Annotated in this window: 9 protein-coding genes and 4 pseudogenes; 7 read left to right on the forward strand and 6 right to left on the reverse strand. The window is 58.0% G+C overall.

The window, feature by feature from the left end; translation table 11 throughout:
• Positions 1 to 4: 4 nt before the first annotated feature.
• Both JJC00_RS07895 and JJC00_RS07900 read left to right on the forward strand, forming a co-directional pair.
• Entirely contained in the window at positions 5 to 817 is an 813-nt protein-coding gene (locus JJC00_RS07895; RefSeq protein ID WP_200472091.1) for an ABC transporter permease, read from the forward strand.
• Between the two features lie 155 nt (positions 818 to 972).
• The gene (locus JJC00_RS07900; RefSeq protein ID WP_246774128.1) at positions 973 to 2,073 is read left to right on the forward strand and encodes an ABC transporter ATP-binding protein; all 1,101 of its coding nucleotides are present in this window, start codon (positions 973 to 975) and stop codon (positions 2,071 to 2,073) included.
• 286 nt (positions 2,074 to 2,359) lie between these two features.
• On the opposite strand, the gene JJC00_RS37890 is transcribed toward JJC00_RS07900, so the two are convergent.
• Positions 2,360 to 2,596, reverse strand: coding sequence for a hypothetical protein (locus JJC00_RS37890; RefSeq protein ID WP_246774129.1), 237 nt, complete (start codon positions 2,594 to 2,596; stop codon positions 2,360 to 2,362).
• 79 nt (positions 2,597 to 2,675) lie between these two features.
• Positions 2,676 to 3,083, reverse strand: a complete 408-nt coding sequence (locus JJC00_RS37895; protein ID WP_246774130.1) for a hypothetical protein — start codon at positions 3,081 to 3,083, stop codon at positions 2,676 to 2,678.
• An 833-nt stretch (positions 3,084 to 3,916) separates the two neighbouring features.
• Between JJC00_RS37895 and JJC00_RS07910 the strand changes: the two genes are divergently transcribed.
• Entirely contained in the window at positions 3,917 to 5,473 is a 1,557-nt protein-coding gene (locus tag JJC00_RS07910) for an ISL3 family transposase (protein WP_200472092.1), read from the forward strand.
• A 729-nt stretch (positions 5,474 to 6,202) separates the two neighbouring features.
• Complete coding sequence (locus tag JJC00_RS07915; RefSeq protein WP_200472093.1) at positions 6,203 to 7,450, forward strand: mandelate racemase/muconate lactonizing enzyme family protein; 1,248 nt, start codon at positions 6,203 to 6,205, stop codon at positions 7,448 to 7,450.
• 1,003 nt (positions 7,451 to 8,453) lie between these two features.
• On the opposite strand, the pseudogene JJC00_RS07920 reads toward JJC00_RS07915, so the two are convergent.
• A pseudogene (locus JJC00_RS07920) lies at positions 8,454 to 9,233 on the reverse strand (IS3 family transposase); the annotation flags it as partial.
• 203 nt (positions 9,234 to 9,436) lie between these two features.
• Here JJC00_RS07920 and JJC00_RS07925 point away from each other — a divergent pair.
• Positions 9,437 to 10,767 (forward strand): annotated as a pseudogene (locus JJC00_RS07925) (IS110 family transposase).
• 2 nt (positions 10,768 to 10,769) lie between these two features.
• Here JJC00_RS07925 and JJC00_RS07930 read toward each other — a convergent pair.
• Positions 10,770 to 10,982 (reverse strand): annotated as a pseudogene (locus JJC00_RS07930) (transposase); the annotation flags it as partial.
• 135 nt (positions 10,983 to 11,117) lie between these two features.
• Positions 11,118 to 11,600: a MarR family winged helix-turn-helix transcriptional regulator gene (locus JJC00_RS07935; protein ID WP_200472094.1), complete on the reverse strand. Its 483-nt coding sequence runs from the start codon at positions 11,598 to 11,600 to the stop codon at positions 11,118 to 11,120.
• A 467-nt stretch (positions 11,601 to 12,067) separates the two neighbouring features.
• Here JJC00_RS07935 and JJC00_RS07940 point away from each other — a divergent pair, with 467 nt between their 5' ends.
• Together JJC00_RS07940 and JJC00_RS07945 are read left to right on the forward strand one after the other, a co-directional pair.
• Positions 12,068 to 13,600, forward strand: a complete 1,533-nt coding sequence (locus tag JJC00_RS07940) for a porin (protein ID WP_200474029.1) — start codon at positions 12,068 to 12,070, stop codon at positions 13,598 to 13,600.
• Between the two features lie 324 nt (positions 13,601 to 13,924).
• Positions 13,925 to 14,059 carry a hypothetical protein gene (locus JJC00_RS07945; protein WP_200474030.1) on the forward strand — a complete coding sequence of 45 codons (135 nt, stop codon included), beginning with the start codon at positions 13,925 to 13,927 and terminating at the stop codon, positions 14,057 to 14,059.
• A gap of 472 nt (positions 14,060 to 14,531) precedes the next feature.
• On the opposite strand, the pseudogene JJC00_RS07950 reads toward JJC00_RS07945, so the two are convergent.
• A pseudogene (locus JJC00_RS07950) lies at positions 14,532 to 15,553 on the reverse strand (IS110 family transposase).
• Between the last annotated feature and the right edge of the window lie 58 nt (positions 15,554 to 15,611).

The following is a 15,611-nucleotide window of genomic DNA, read 5'->3' on the forward strand; positions in this document are numbered from 1 at the left end:
GCCCATGTCCGATATCATTCATGACCCGCAGGCGCGTCGTCACCGCGTTGTGGGCACCGCGCTGGCAGTGACCGTTTATCTGTTTCTCTTGGCTCCGTTCCTGGTCACCATCCCCATGGCATTCGGCCCGGCGAATTCATTAACCTTCCCGCCAGCGAATTACTCTTTCGACCTGTTCAGGATGTTCTTCCGTTCTCCCGGCTGGCTGAATCCACTGTTCGAGAGCCTCAAGGTCGCGGGGGCGGTCATGGCGGTGGCGATGTTCGCCGGTGCTCCGGCGGGCTACTGGATCGCGCGCCATGAATTCGCCGGCAAGGGGCTTCTGACTGGACTCATCATGAGCCCGCTCGTCGTCCCTACCATCGTGGCGGCGCTTGGCCTGTATTTCTACTTTTCCTATTTGAGGATCGATGCGACGACGCTCTCCATAGTACTGGGTCATCTCATGGTCAGTCTACCCTATGTCATCGTCATGGTGCTGGCGGGCGTCAACAAGCTGGACCGCAATCTCGAATTCGGCGCGGAACTGATGGGGGCCGGACCCCTACGCATGTTCGTGACGGTGGTCATACCGCAGCTCATTCCAACGCTGGTCAGCGCTGCACTTTTCGCCTTTCTCCTGTCCTTCGACGAAGTGATCATTTCTTGGTTCTTGGCCGGTCCGGACACGATCACCCTGCCCGTGAAGATGTATACCGATCTCATATTTGAGGTCTCGCCAGTGATCGCCGCGGTGTCGGCCTTGTTGACGGCGATTTCCCTGCTGGTCACCATCGCCGCGATCGTATTGAGAAAAGGAGCACCGGTCGATACCTAACCTGTATGACTCGGTAATCCGATGCATATCATCCCACAACGGGGGATTCAGTTCCGCAAGATGCGTCGAATGGAAAGGAACCCATTGAAGACATTCAGCGACATGATCGGACGTTCGCGCGCCGCCCGAAACGTTCCGACGAAGGAGTGATCCGGATGCACGACAACACCGTTCTCGGCGGCCAGATCGCGCACGCGATCGCGTTGAAAGGCATATCCAAAACATACGGTCCGGTGACGGCTCTGCATCCCACCAATCTCAGCGTGGAGAGGGGTGAATTCCTGACCCTGCTTGGTCCGTCCGGCTCCGGCAAGACGACCTTGCTGAATCTGATTGCGGGGGCGACCGGACCGACAACGGGCGCCATCTTGCTGGACGGGCGCGATATCACCCGCACGCCGCCGCGCGAGCGGGGGATCGGCATGGTGTTCCAGAACTACGCGCTGATGCCGCACATGACTGTGTTCGACAACGTGGCCTATCCACTGCGTGCGCGCCGCGAACAGGCAAAGACGATCCGCGCCAAAGTGAAGGAGGCGCTCGAACGTGTCGGCCTGAGCGGCTTTGAGGATCGCAAGCCGCGCCAATTATCCGGCGGCCAGCAGCAGCGCGTTGGCATCGCGCGCTGCATCGTCTATTCGCCTACCATCATTATGATGGATGAGCCGCTTGGCGCGCTGGACAAGAATCTGCGCGAGCAGATGCAGGGCGAGATTAAACGTCTCCACAAGGAGCTGGGCACGACCTTCATCTACGTCACCCACGATCAGGAAGAAGCGCTCAACATGTCCGACCGCATCTGCCTGATGAGCGCGGGCCAGATCGCTCAGCTCGGGACGCCGGACGAATTGTATTTTCAACCACGCAACCGCTTCGTGGCGGAGTTCATCGGCGAATCGAACCTCATCGGCGGGCAAGCGAGTGACGGCGGGCGGTTGGCGATCGTCGGAAACAAATCCATCGCCATTCCGGCCGGCGCATGGACCGAGGGGGCGGAGCTCCTCGTCATGATCCGGCCCGAGAGAATGCGCATCTTCAGGATCGACGATCCATTCGCGGCGAGCGGCAATGTCCTGAGCGGCGAAGTCACCAGCGTCTCGTTTGTTGGCGGCATGACCCGCGTGACCATCCAGGCGGAGAACAGCATGACCATTACTGCCAAGATGATGTCCCAGCGTGCCGAAACGCGGCTCAAACCCGGCGCGCGCGTGCGGCTTTGCTGGGCGCCGTCCGATATGGTCGTCCTCGAAAAATGATGCTGCCGCCGGACCTGCCGTGATCAGAGGACATCGGAGTGTGTTCAGCCACGTTTACGGCATTGTGACCTACCGCTGCGCTCTTCCAACAGAAGCTGTTAGAGTCCGGGGCGGGAGAAGAATTTCTTGTTCGACATCAACTTCCCCTAGGATTGCCCACACGTCGATCCTTCAGCGATCGCCCGCGACGGGAGCTTGTAGCTCAATGGTCGAAGCACGGCCTCTCATAACGTATTCCTCCGGCGTAGCTTTCAATTACCCACAAATTCTCCTCCGGCCATGACACCTACGCTATGTCGGTGAGACGTGACAGCCGGCGCCACATGACGGTATTGCCGGGCGGCGGATCGCTGGCGCGGGCGAGATAACCGCCGAACCGGGCGACCTTGATCAGATAGTGCGACAGCGTTTTCCGTCTTGCTTTTGGTCTGTCGTTCACGAGGCGATCGAGCACGCCGATTTCAGTCGCGGTCAACGCGAGGGTTGGCGGCGCGTCTGGAGCCGAACGGTTGAGCATCGTCATCCAAAAGACCCGCCAACTCAGAATGCAAAAGAGCGAGATCAGATTGGTCAGACGCTGGGCGGCCCTGAGCTTTGACTCCTCAGCTTTGCAGCCTGATTTGAGGATCTTGTGGAACACCTCGATCTTCCATCTCAAAGCATACCATTCGAGCTTCAATGGTGTCGGTGCGGGAGCTAACAGGCTGATTTGTGATTAGCTTCCTCTCGATTTTCTTTCTATTCTTCGGCGTCAGGCGTTCTTCGGCATGGATCACCGTCAATGTCAGCGCGGGATAGCGCTTCTGCTTTCCGATCGGCGGCAGGACGCGAAGCTTGCAATATCTGATCTCGAGGACGGCTTCATCGGGATCGCCGTTGTTGTTTCTGACGTTGATGCGATGCAGTCCTTTGACGGCAACCTCGTCCATTTCGTCGGCGATCGTGTGATTTCCATCCCCGGCCAAACCAACGCAAGTCCTCGCCCAGCAGCTCTGTGGATTGACGGACATTGTCCAGCCACCGAATGCTCTACTTCTTCTCGATGGGAACCCGCCTCGGATTGATCTTCTTCTCAAGCGCGGCAGTCCCCTTGAATTTCTTCCGGGTCCAGAATTTGCCGCCGTCGGTCCAAGCGGCTGCCCTTCGGTTGTCACCGCCAGGCTCGAGTGCCTCAGGATGCCGCAGACCGTGTGCGACCTCAGGCGAGCCGCCTTGTCGCGCCCGCTGTTTATGCTCTTGGTGATCCCGATCGCGTCTGAGTTCTCTCTTTGATAACTGAACTCGGTCGTATCGTGGAGCACTAGAATAGGCCCGTCGGTGGCAATCGTGCGCTCACGGTCGATTGAAAGTGGCCGGCCAGAATGCCCGCCTCACCGACTCGGTCGTTGGAGAAAAAACGATACCCGGCCTTGGTATTAGCCAGTCCTGGCACACCAGCGGAATGCTTTCTACCATCCGATCGCTCTTTCTCAGACGCGAATCGCCAAGGCCGCAGGCTTCTAGAGCAAGGTAGCGATCACGCAATAGTCGTTGAGCGGCCCGAGATCAGCGGTTCAGGCGGCAGATTGAGCCCCAGGGACACTCGCCGGAATGGCGGCCCATGTTGTGGCACACTCGTTTGCCAAGCGTAGGTAGCGAGGGAGGCCGCTTCAGTAGCGGCGGTGGATCATGCCTGCCAGTGCCTTTAGCGTAAGCGTAGCTCTGAGGCCCATTTGATTGGCGCTTGACGTCTATTTTGAGCGCGTGGTGCGCCGGCGTGTCATTCGGCCTGCAATATTGGGTCTGACTCACTTCCGATGATTTTCGCTGGCGACCTCGGATTCTCCAATGGGGAATCAACGCCATGCGAACTGGCCTTCGAATTTCGTCACTTGTGCCTCCTGGGTTAGCGTTTGACAGCGTAAGTGATTCAACGGACTCGATAATTTTGACAGTGCGTTCGGAGATGGTGGCCGCCGATTGTCCGTTGTGCGGGATAGTTTCGCGCCGAATTCACAGTCGCTACCTTCGACAGGTTGCCGATCTGCCCAGCGCCGGCAAGGAGGTACGCATCCGAATGATCACACGGCGGTTCGTTTGCGAGGTGGCGGATTGCCGCCGGCAGTTCTTTGCTGAGCGGTTCGGAGACGATGTTGTTGCGATCCGGGCGCGTCGTACGGCGCGGCTGGAGCGCATTGTCCATCATCTCGGCTTGGCGCTCGGCGGAAGACCGGCAGCAGGCTTTGCCCAACGACTCATGCTGCCCGTCAGTAATGATACCCTGCTGCGGGTCGTGCGACGACGTACCGTCATGCCATCCGATCCGCTGATCGTTGTGGGTATCGATGACTGGGCCTTCCGCAGGAATCACCGTTACGGGACAATCGTATGTGATCTGGAGCGAAGGCGGATCGTGGCGCTGTTGCCTAATCGGGAAACGGCCACCGTGCAGGCTTGGCTTTCCAAGCATCCGGGGATCAGGATTGTCTCGCGTGATCGCGGCGGCGGATACGGTGAGGCTGCGAGCAGGGCGATCCCTGACGCCATCCAGGTGGCTGATCGTTGGCATCTGATGGAAAACGCGAGCGCGGCGTTCCTCGACGCCGTACGTCGGTCCATGCGCGGGATTCGCACTGCAATCGGCGCTATGACGATCAATCCATCCCTCCTGACCTCTGCGGAAAGGTTGCGATATCAGGGCTATCTGCGGCGTCAGGACGCCCAGGATGCAATTGCCGCGCTTGTCAGCAACAAAGTACCGCTCAAAGAGATCGTCCGCCGGACAGGGCACAGCCGTAACTTTGTCCGCCAGATCAGTCGCGGCGGGGGAACGGACGTCTTCCGGACCCGTCTGAGCATGCTCGACGGCTATCTGCCGTTCCTGGAGGTGCAATGGACAGGCGGTTGTCGCAACGGCGCCGAACTCTGGCGCCGGTTAAACGGGCAAGGCTTTCAAGGCTCCCTACGGGTGGTCACCGAATGGGCCACACGGCGGCGGCACGCTGAAAAAGCCAGCGATCAACAACTGCAGAAGATCCCCGCCGCCAGGTCGATAGCGAGGCTAATGACAACGAAGCGAGACCAGTTGACCAAGGCCGAGACCGTCACGGTCGCGGCCATTGAACAAAGCGTTCCTATGCTGGCAGATGCCCGAACTCTCGTTGACCGCTTCCACGCGATGATCCGAAAGAAGGCCGAGATTGAGCTCGAACCTTGGATCGAGGAATCCAAGCGGAGCCTCATCGCCTCGTTCGCGACCGGTATCGCCAACGACAAGGGCGCGGTGCACGCGGCGATCACGCAGCCGTGGTCCAATGGTCAGGTGGAAGCTCAAATCACCAAGCTTAAGCTCGTCAAACGTCAAATGTACGGGCGCGCCAAACTCGATCTCCTTCAGGCCCGACTTATCGGCGCACCATGAACCTGAATCAATCATCGAAATTGCGTCAGAGCCAAATTTGCAAGCCGATTGACACCTCATCACGCTGGAAAGATGCGTTCCGTTCTACAAACAGCAGGACTGCTGCTCTGAACTCGGAGTTCTGTCACACTCAAGCTTTCTTTCGATGACGATCGGCGGACGGACTGCGACGGTCATAAGACGGTCAAGGTTTCTGGCTACCGCACCGCAACCGGTTCTGAAGCATGCTAGCTTGCGCAGCATTTTTCGGCAATTTGCAGGTACAGTTAGGCGGGTGAAGGCCGGAGAGAACCGCGAACACCTTATTTAAGCATCCACGAGCGGATTGTTCGCCTGCGAGAGTTGCGCGACCGGTTAGGAGTGCCGCCGCTTGTTTCGCGCGCCCCGCCACGTAGGGACATTAAAGACGAACAAGCCTTGGGGCTCAGCGTCTGCCCAGTCGCGATTCCCGTGGCAGTAAATCGATAGAGCCAAAGGGGTGCTCGAGATTCTCAGTTCGCTCTGCGGCTCGAGAAACTAAATTGTCGTGCCACATCGGTCCCTGCACGGTGGCGGTCGCGGCCGACGAAGGGATCGACTTCGCTGGAGCTTGCAGTCGCGGCCGTTCCGACCAACTCAACTCAACCTGCCGTTGCGGGCATTGATGTGCTGTGCCGGTTCGATCACTCCAAACATCAGATCGCGTTCCGATGCTCTGCTTGCGTGGCCCCAGAGATCGATGTTACTCGCGTGAAAAAGGCGGCGCGCGCCAATTGGACGCCGAATTTCAGCATGGAGAGGGGACAATTCAGAGAGCTTCGGCTTGAGGAGGCCAGTAGTATTAGCTCAGCGACGGAGACAAGAGGGAGCATTGCATTGCCGGCGTCTATGAAAATCACCCGAATCCTCGGCTTCCGAGTGCTGGTCCCCCTTAAAGGAACTTATCCAAGTTACACCATGTCGGGAGGTCGAACCGCGGACGAGTTCGACAGCACTATAGTATGCGTTCAGACAAACAGCGGCATTGAAGGCTGGGGAGAAGTTATTCCACTCGGCGCTAGCTATCTCCCTGCATACCCGGAGGGGGCGCGCGCTGGTATTCGTGAAATAGCGCCTGCACTTATCGGAGCCGATCCAACCCAGCTTGGAAAAATAAACTATAAAATGGACGCTGCGCTTTGCGGGCATCCTTATACGAAAAGCGCATTGGACATCGCTTGCTGGGACATCTTGGGAAAACATACCGGGTTGCCAGTCTCAACACTACTTGGCGGGCAGTTCGGCAATCGCATAAGACTCTATCGAGCCATTCCTATTGCTCCGCCCGAGGATATGGCGGGTTGGGTTCGTGACCTAAAGAGCCAGGGATTCGTCGATTTTCAGGCAAAGGTGGGAAGCGATCCGGTTGGCGACATTGAACGGATCAAAGCAGTAATTGACGCGATGGGACCCGGCGGTAGTGTTTACGCAGATGCGAACGGTGGCTGGACAATGAGCCAAGCGGCTCAGGTCGTGCGCGCAGTTCGGGATCTGGACCTATTCATCGAGCAGCCCTGTCAGAGCTACGAAGCATGTCTGAGCGTCCGGCGACGGTTCGATAACCCCTTTCTACTGGATGAGTCGGTGGACTCCTTGGCGGTCTTGCAGCGGGCGATTGGGGACCGTGCAATGGATGCAATAAGCCTTAAGGTCTCCAGATTGGGCGGATTGACAAACTCTCGCCTCCTACGCGACGTTTGCGCCCAAAACGGAATCATGATGAGAATTGAAGACACTGCTTGTACGGATATTGGTGCCGCAGCCGTGTGTCATCTCGCACATTCCACGCCGGAGCACATGCGTCTGGCCGCGTCGCTCGCAAACTCCAGATTGTCGTTTCACACCGCAACTGGGGCCCCTGAGGTCAGTGATGGATGCGCGTGGCCGTCGGATAAGCCAGGACTCGGCATTGAGCCGATTCGATCGGCGCTTGGAGAACCGATCTTTTCGTGCGAATAAGCGTCGTCACCCTGCCTCGCCTTGCGAAGCGCCGACCCAGGCGACTTGATGAATACGACTAGCAGCGTGACCGGGTTTCCACGAAACTAGAGGCGGCTATTCAGAGCCTCGGATTTCCGGGACTAACACTCGAGCGCGTACAAATTGCGGGCGGTGATCAGGAACTTCAGGCCTACTTCGTGTCCGCCGCCGGTCCAGAATTGCGTGTCCCCTCCGTCATTTGCATCAGCAACGAAGAAGAACAGAAGAACTCGGGACGACGCTACTTAGAAGAATATTGCCCGTTGTGACAGGCCGAGGCATGTCGATTCTCGTTGTATCTCACGACGACGTCTCGAATCACTGGCGCGGCCAAGCAGAAGCTTTCTGTCCTGCTACTTGGATTATCTCTCAGGTCGATCGGACGTCGATCCCATTCGAATTGGTGTTTATGGAGACGGATTGTCGGCTGTTCTTGCCACTGACTTCGCCGTGTCTGATCATCGGGTCGCTGCGGCAGTCTGCGATGGCGGGCTTTGGAATTGGGCGAGGACCCTGGCATCTGTCCACTGGATGACTGGGACTGCGGATCTCGTGGACGAGGATGTAGCGTCGGTCCGTCGCTCGCGCTTGGTGAGGCAGTTGAGATGCCCAGTCCTCGTGCTCGTCGGTGGATGTGGGACGGTCAACGCGTCGGAGGCGGTCAAGCTGCAAGCTGACTGCAGGATGGCACACGTTGATCTCGAATTGCTCATGCTGCGGACGATCTGGCCTTCCTCAAAGCGAATCGAGAACTTCGTGGCTTCGGATGATTGCGTCTTTGGCTGGCTAGAGCGAAAGCTCAAGCACGGTCCGGGCAGCCCATTGTCAGGGTGCTGGCCAATTCCCTCCGTCCCTTCGATGGCGTAACGACAATCGAGAAGGGACTCGCGAGTAAGCCCCGGCATCGAGAGATTAGGCTACTGAGGTGGTCCCGGTTGTCTGAACAGCAACTCCGCGCCGATGAGAGGAGCTTCTGCCAGAGTTAGGCTGCCGCGCGGAACGGCAGCGGGTTGAAGTAAGCTTGATCCGGGGTGCCGCGGTCAAGGCTCGAGTGGGGACGCCGGCCATTGTAAAAGGCGAGGTATCGGCCGATCGAGGCGCGGGCGTCTGACACGGTGTCATAGGCGCGCAGACAGACCTCCTCATATTTGACGCTGCGCCACAGCCGCTCGACGAACACGTTGTCGCGCCAGGCGCCCCGTCCGTCCATGCTGATGGCGATGCCATGACTGGTGAGCACGCCGGTGAACGCGGCACCCGTGAACTGCGATCCCTGGTCGGTGTTGAAGATGTCCGGCCTGCCGTGGCGAGCGAGAGCGTCCTCCAGCGTCTCGACGCAGAATGCGGCTTCCATCGTGATCGAGACACGCCACGACAGCACCCGGCGGCTGAACCAGTCGAGCACCGGGATGTAGGTGATGTCCATCGCCCAGACCTGGTTCGGGCGTGTGATCTCCATCCCGCGCAGCAGGTTTGACATGCCGGCGGCCGATCTTGCACCCCTCGGCAGCCAGCAGGTCTCGCAACATTCGCGAACCGGCGAAAGGAAACTCCAGGTGCAACCCGTCGAGCCGTCGCATGATCGCGAGGTCGGCGGGCGACCGGACGCGGCAGATAATACACACTGCCGCGGCTGATCTTCAAAACTTCCGCCTGCCTGGTGATCGGCAGGTCGTGCTCACGATCGATCATCGCTGCGCTCAGCAGGCCGGCTTTGCTGAGCGCGCCTTCTAAAAAAGCTAGTCTCGGCGCTACGCACCCCCTGTGGATAGAAACGGGTGGCTGCTAGACTTCGGCCGGAAGGGAGCGGCCGTCACGATTTTGGTGGCATGTCACCCCGTTAAAAAACATGGTCCATGGGTTGTTGCGCACTTGAGACTGGTGACGCCATCCGGCGATCCCGTTTAGGAATTTGACCAATAGCGCAACCCAGCCCTTCCGCTGTCGTCAGTAGGAGGATTGGAGATGAACCGGAAAAACTCGAAACCCAAAATCGATCGCATGATGCCGATGATCCACTCGAACGCGGCGGCCATCGACGTTGGGGCGACTATGCACATGGCTGCCGTAAGGGCAGATCGCACGCCTGAGCCCGTGCGCAGCTTCGGTACCTTCACGGCCGATCTACATCGCCTGGTAAATTGGTTTAGGGAATGCGGCGTCGAGACGGTCGTTATGGAATCGACCAGCGTCTACTGGATTCCAATTTTTGAACTCCTCGACGCCCGTGGCTTTACCGTATTCCTCGTCAATGCGCGCGATGCCAAGCACGTGCCCGGACGCAAGACCGAAGTCAGCGATGCGCAGTGGCTACAGCGGCTACATTCCTACGGTCTGCTTCGTGCCAGCTTTCGGCCAAAAGGCCAGATCGCCGAGCTGCGTGCGTACGTACGCATATGCAGAAGGCGCTGACGGAGATGAATCTTCAGCTCCACCACGTCGTTGCCGACATCACTGGCGCGACGGGTCTGCGGATCATCCGCGCGATCCTCGCCGGCGAGCATGACCCCAAAGTGCTCGCGCACTTGCGCGATTACCGGTGCCACGCCAATGCTGAGACGATCGAGAAGGCGCTCACCGGCAGCTACCGCTCCGAGCACCTGTTTGCGCTGGAGCAGGCGCTCGCCCTCTACGACGCCTACCACGAGAAGGTGTCTGCCTGCGACGCCCGGATCGAAGCCGTATTGAAGGAGCTCAGCATCTGTCGCGGTCGCAGATCAGATTCATTGCTGTCCCCAAGCCGGCCGAGATCCGATCAAGCGAACGGACTGGCCTTCGATGTCCCTGCGGCACTCTTCGCATTGCTTGGAAAGGACATCACGCAGATCGACGGCCTCGGTCCCTACCTCTCGCTGAAGCTGATCGCTGAATGCGGCGACGACCTTTCCGCGTGGGCAAGTGCAAAACACTTCACCTCATGGCTAGGATTGGCGCCGAGCAATAAGATCTCCGGCGGGAAGTGCTCTCGTCACGAACACGCCGTTCCGGGAGCCGGGCCGCAGCGCTTTTGCGCCTTGCCGCCGTAACTGTTGGACGGACCGAAACAGCGCTGGGCGCATTCTATCGGAGGCTGTCCGCACGCATCGGCAAGGAAGGCGGTGACCGCCACGGCACGCAAAATTGCCGTGCTATTTTATAACGCTGTGCGTCACGGAATGGATTACGTCGATCCCGGCGCATCATTCTATGAAACCCGCTATCGCACGCGGGTGATCGATAATCTGCATCGACGCGCCAAGGTATTCGGCTTTGTTCTCCAGCCCGTGGAGCCGACACCCAGCGCCGCCGTTTCTTAGGAATCGTTTTCTAGCGTCAACTCCCCGATCTTGGCGTGCAGTGCTTTCACGTCGACGGCGGGCTCGCTCGTTCTGTTGCCACCGCCAGGACCGAACACACCGGACGCCGCTTCCTGAAGCTGGGACTTCCACTGCGTGATCTGGTTCGGATGCACGTCGAAATGCTCAGCCAGTTGGGCCAGCGTCATCTCGCCCTTGATCGCGGCTAACGCCACCTTGGCCTTGAATGCCGGTGCGTGGTGCCGGCGAGTTCATCTGCTCATCGTCTCTCCTGATTCGCGGGACAATCTTGTCCGCCGTCAGGCAGAAACTCCACTTATCGCCCTGTCCAGATTTGCGGAGCCAGCTCACTACAGAACGCCTATACTTAACTTTTGAGAGGCCAATCGGCTATTTTTGGCAATCGAGGCGAGTCGTTTATTGAGGTAGTCAAAGGATGCGTCGTCCAGCCCGGCGAACATTGTCGAGTTGAGGGCTTTTCTTTTGTTTGACAGGTTCATGATTTCTGCCTGTGCCCTTTGGGTGAGCGACATCTGCAGGAATCTTGCATCGTCAGGCGATGTCACCCGAGACAGAAACCCCATTTCCTCAAGTTTTTTCGTTTGATTTGTCACGAAGGCAGGGTGGATCCGCAGCTTATTTGCGACCGCTACCCCGGCCACCCCACGACCTTGGTCGAGTTCGTCGATAGCCATCAGGATCAACCATTGAGGTTCGCTTAGCCCCATCATCGCCGCCCAGCTCTTGTGTATTTCCTCGAGTTGGGAGTGGATTTCGACGATGTTCCAGATGAAGTCCCTAACGGCTCTATCCAGTTGATCTTTTTCGCCCATTGGTCTTCCCGTCAGATATCGGCACCCGCCGATAGGCGCGCAGCTGATCATTAGCGGGAATGCGCGTGGGCGTCTCGATACGAATTGGTGAGGCATGGAGATGTGCAAAGGTAATTGACTTAAATAATTAATTTGTCCTATCTCAGCTCAGAGACTTCCTGCCGGCGGTCATGTGAAAACCTCCAAGTTGAGCCTTCCGGCGACCCCCCGGGGGTCTTTGGTACTTGTCGCAACCTTTGGTCACATTTCCAATACGGTTCTGTTGCCGAATGGCAACGATACTAACGAAAACGATAGCACTGGATAAATAATAAATTGAAACAATTGATTTAGATAATTATACGGGGATGGACGGAGAGGGGGCGCCTCGAAGTCGTTCCGTCAACACCCGCCCAAGGGGTGAGGCTCGTCGCGGCGGATCTGACGGGAAACGACATTCAACCTGGAGGTTTTCGATGAAACTAAAAATGAAACTAACAAAGAGTCTCATCCTCGGTTCTGCGGCAATGTTCGTAGGCGCGGGGGCGCAGGCAGCCGATCTGCCGATGAAGGCGAAGGCGATCGAATATGTAAAGATCTGCTCGCTGTATGGCGCCGGATTCTACTACATCCCGGGAAGCGACACGTGCATTAAGCTGGGAGGGTATCTGCGCGTTGATACCGTGTTGGGCACGAACTCTGACTTTGATTTCGCGAACAGCGGTTTGGGTGGCGCGCGAAACCGCCTCAGTAACTACTATACGACCTTGGCACGTCAGGATCTGCAAATCGATACCCGAACCGCGACCGAATACGGTGTGGTCCGGACCTTCTTCGAGGGTGTGTTCACTTGGTCAACCGGCGGATATGGAGGCGCCGGCACGACCGGCGTGAATGGCTCGACCGCCTATAACGCCTCTAATCCCGCTGGAAGCGGTGGCGGCCAGATCGCCGGAGGCAAGCTCGGCGTCTACTACGCTTTCATCCAATTCGCTGGGTTCACCTTCGGCAAAGCGGAATCGCAATTTAGGACGCCTTGGGCAGAGTATCCGGCGAATATCATCGAGTTGCCGGGCAGCGCCGGCTGGGATCCCATCAACCAGGTCACGTATACAGCCGACTTCGGTCAGGGCATTACGGCGTCTTTCTCTGCCCAGGATCAGGTACAGGCTTACACGACTAATATCTGGAATGTGAGCGGTGCGACGGCCGCAGGTCTGGCGGCTGGAGCTTACGGCACCAACGACATCGGAGGGTCGCGAGCCCCCGACCTCGTTGCGAAGGTTCGTGTTGACCAGGCTTGGGGCCTTTTCCAAGCTTCGGTCGCGGCGCATGACAACCATGCTGGATACTATGGAGCAGATGAAACGACCGGCCATCCAGGCGATAAATGGGGTTGGGCTGGCCAGCTCGCATTGTCGATCAAGAATCTTCCGACTGGCCCGGGAGACACGATCAACCTAACGGGCGTCTATACAAATGGTGCGAGCAGCTACAACTTCAACGATTATATGTCTAGATCGTTCGCGATGTATGGCGGCGGCGGACTGGCAGGTGCTTACCAGAGTTTGGGCATGGCAGGCGTCGCTGACTCTGTGTTCGTCACCGGTGCCGGCCAGCAGTTGACTACAACCTATGGCTTTAATGGTGGTTACACTCATAACTGGGATCCGCACTGGAACACGTCCATCTTCGGCGCTTGGGCTGCTGTGAGATACAATAGCACGGCTAAGGGATACATCTGCGGAGCGATGATCGCTACCATCGCGCTGTCGAGTGGCGCAGCCGGCTGTAATCCCGACTTCAACTATGCGGTCATCGGTACGAAGACAGGCTGGACCCCGGTGAAGAACCTGACCTTCTCGACTGAACTCGCCTACATGATGCTCGATCAAAAGTACGCTGGCGGAAGCACGGTGACCCTTCCGCTGCAGTCAGGTATCGCAAAACCTGCTGCTACGTACGAGCTGAAGGACCAGAACAGCTTGGTGCTGCTGTTCCGCGCACAGCGTACTTTCTAAGTCTCCGACAACTAGCAGAAGGAGAGCAAAAGAGCAGCTCTGTAACATCAAAGTCTAACCTCCAAGAAGGCTCCCGGCATGCCCGCCGGGAGCCTTTTCTAAGATTTGCGACTTCCACATAGCAAGACTCTCGCCTGAAGACGCAGAATGGAGCTGCTTCCTGCAAATTGGTCGTCTCGAAGGACCCCGAAGCTATGAGAGCCGTGACGAGGGCTCAGCTACGTTCAGCCGCGAACGAAGTGGTCGGGAAATCGAGCGGACCAAACTCAGAACACTTTTTTCGAGTGGCGGAAAGCACCTCTCCGGAAGCTTCGGCGAGCACAGATTCTACCGCTTGTTGATGCCGCCGTCGGTGACGACAAGATCCCAAGAAGCTTTGGCGTGAGCGGCTCGACCGTCTACCGGACCAGGCGTCGCTGGGAGCCTGAGCCACCATCACGGCAGGATGATGAAGTGTGATTCGCGGCGAGCGTAGACTAGGTGTTCAGTCCCGAGGCCAAGTGGATGGGATCGAGCCGGAAGCGGTCTGGCTCGTTTGCCCAAGCTGTACAGATGGCTTCGTAGGGTGTGAGTGTCATTCGGCCCTTTAATTGCGGTTTATTGTCAAGCTTACATTTCTGAACTCCCTGGCACGGTGGTAGCGCCCGCGACGTCGGAGCTGTTCGGGGTTGCGGAGACGGCGCGGGCGCGGCTGATACATGCTCTGCTGGCCAGCCATTGGAGCGTACGGGCTGGTTGATGTCTTCGCTAGGGTCATGGTCCTTTCCGAGGTCGCGCAGCGCCTCATGATGATGTCCGGGTCGGACGCCTCAACGTCTGCAGCGGAGTACAGTCAAGCCGCCAACCAGCCGAATGAACGAGGTCGCCACAACACCGTCCCAGCGGGACATCGCCAGTCCGGCAGACCGGACCAGAAACTTTACAAATCGGATCAGGCTTCCTTCGCCTGGCCCCAGTCGAATGATGTGCCGTCGACCCAGATGCAGTGCAGAACAACGGCGATCTTGCGCGCAATGGCGACCTTCGCCTTCCTCGCGCCAATCCTCTTGGCGAGCTTCATTCCCCAGGCCTTGAGGGAGGACCATTTCTTCGTTCGATAAAGCAGGACGGTCGCGGCCTCGAACAGGTAAGTTCGGAGAAGACGGTCGCCCCATCGTGATATTTTGCCATTGATGTCAGTTTCGCCAGATTGATTGCGCCGAGGTGTAAGACCCAGATAGGCGCCTACGCTCAATGCCGATCGGAAGCGCGATGGGTCGTCGATCGTATGGCGGAAGCGGTCACCACACCAACACCAGGAACCGTCATCAGGCGGCGCGTCGTCTCATCGGACTTTGCCAACTGGCGGACTTCGTTGTCGAAGTTGCTTTGCTGCTAGCAGATCTGTTCATGGATCGACAGAAGCGGCGCAATCACACCGAGGAGCTGATGATCTTTGCCCAATAGCTGGCAGACCTGATTGCGAAACTGCAGTCCGATCGCGCGAGGCAACAGCAAACCGTATTCTTTGATGAGGCTGCGGACCTGGTTCTCGATATCTCGACGCATGGCCACGAGCCGAGATCTCGCGACGAGTATAGCGCTGATCTTCTGACTTTCCTCGCTCTTGACCTTGACTTCTCGATACCAGCCAACTCGCACCAGTTCGGCCAGTCCTCGAGCATCATTCTGATCGCTCTTGTTCATGCGCACGGACAAAGCCGCGTGGGCATGCCGCGCGTCGATACAGACCACCGGAAGATCAACTCTACGAAGTTCATGCCAAAGCCAGCTCGCCATCGCCCCGGTCTCAAATCCGATGCGCTCCGCCTGTGGCGCCCGCTTGCGAAGCAGTGCCGTGAGCGCCCCGGGGTCGGACTTGACCTTTCCCTCGAACAAGACCTGACCTACTTCGTCAACCACACATACCGACGTTTCTCTTTGCGAGACATCCAGCCCAACATATTGCTTCATGGCCACATCCGATTCGGGAGATTGCGGGAAGGCTTGAAGATAGCGGACCTTTCGAGCC

The sequence above is a fragment of the Bradyrhizobium diazoefficiens genome (genome assembly GCF_016616885.1).
GTDB lineage: Bacteria > Pseudomonadota > Alphaproteobacteria > Rhizobiales > Xanthobacteraceae > Bradyrhizobium > Bradyrhizobium diazoefficiens_F.

Coding starts and splice junctions, on each gene's coding strand:
- JJC00_RS07895 (WP_200472091.1), top strand. CDS start 5: ATGTCCGATATCATTCATGACCCGCAGGCGCGTCGTCACCGCGTTGTG.
- JJC00_RS07900 (WP_246774128.1), top strand. CDS start 973: ATGCACGACAACACCGTTCTCGGCGGCCAGATCGCGCACGCGATCGCG.
- JJC00_RS37890 (WP_246774129.1), bottom strand. CDS start 2,596: ATGACGATGCTCAACCGTTCGGCTCCAGACGCGCCGCCAACCCTCGCG.
- JJC00_RS37895 (WP_246774130.1), bottom strand. CDS start 3,083: ATGTCCGTCAATCCACAGAGCTGCTGGGCGAGGACTTGCGTTGGTTTG.
- JJC00_RS07910 (WP_200472092.1), top strand. CDS start 3,917: ATGCGAACTGGCCTTCGAATTTCGTCACTTGTGCCTCCTGGGTTAGCG.
- JJC00_RS07935 (WP_200472094.1), bottom strand. CDS start 11,600: ATGGGCGAAAAAGATCAACTGGATAGAGCCGTTAGGGACTTCATCTGG.
- JJC00_RS07940 (WP_200474029.1), top strand. CDS start 12,068: ATGAAACTAACAAAGAGTCTCATCCTCGGTTCTGCGGCAATGTTCGTA.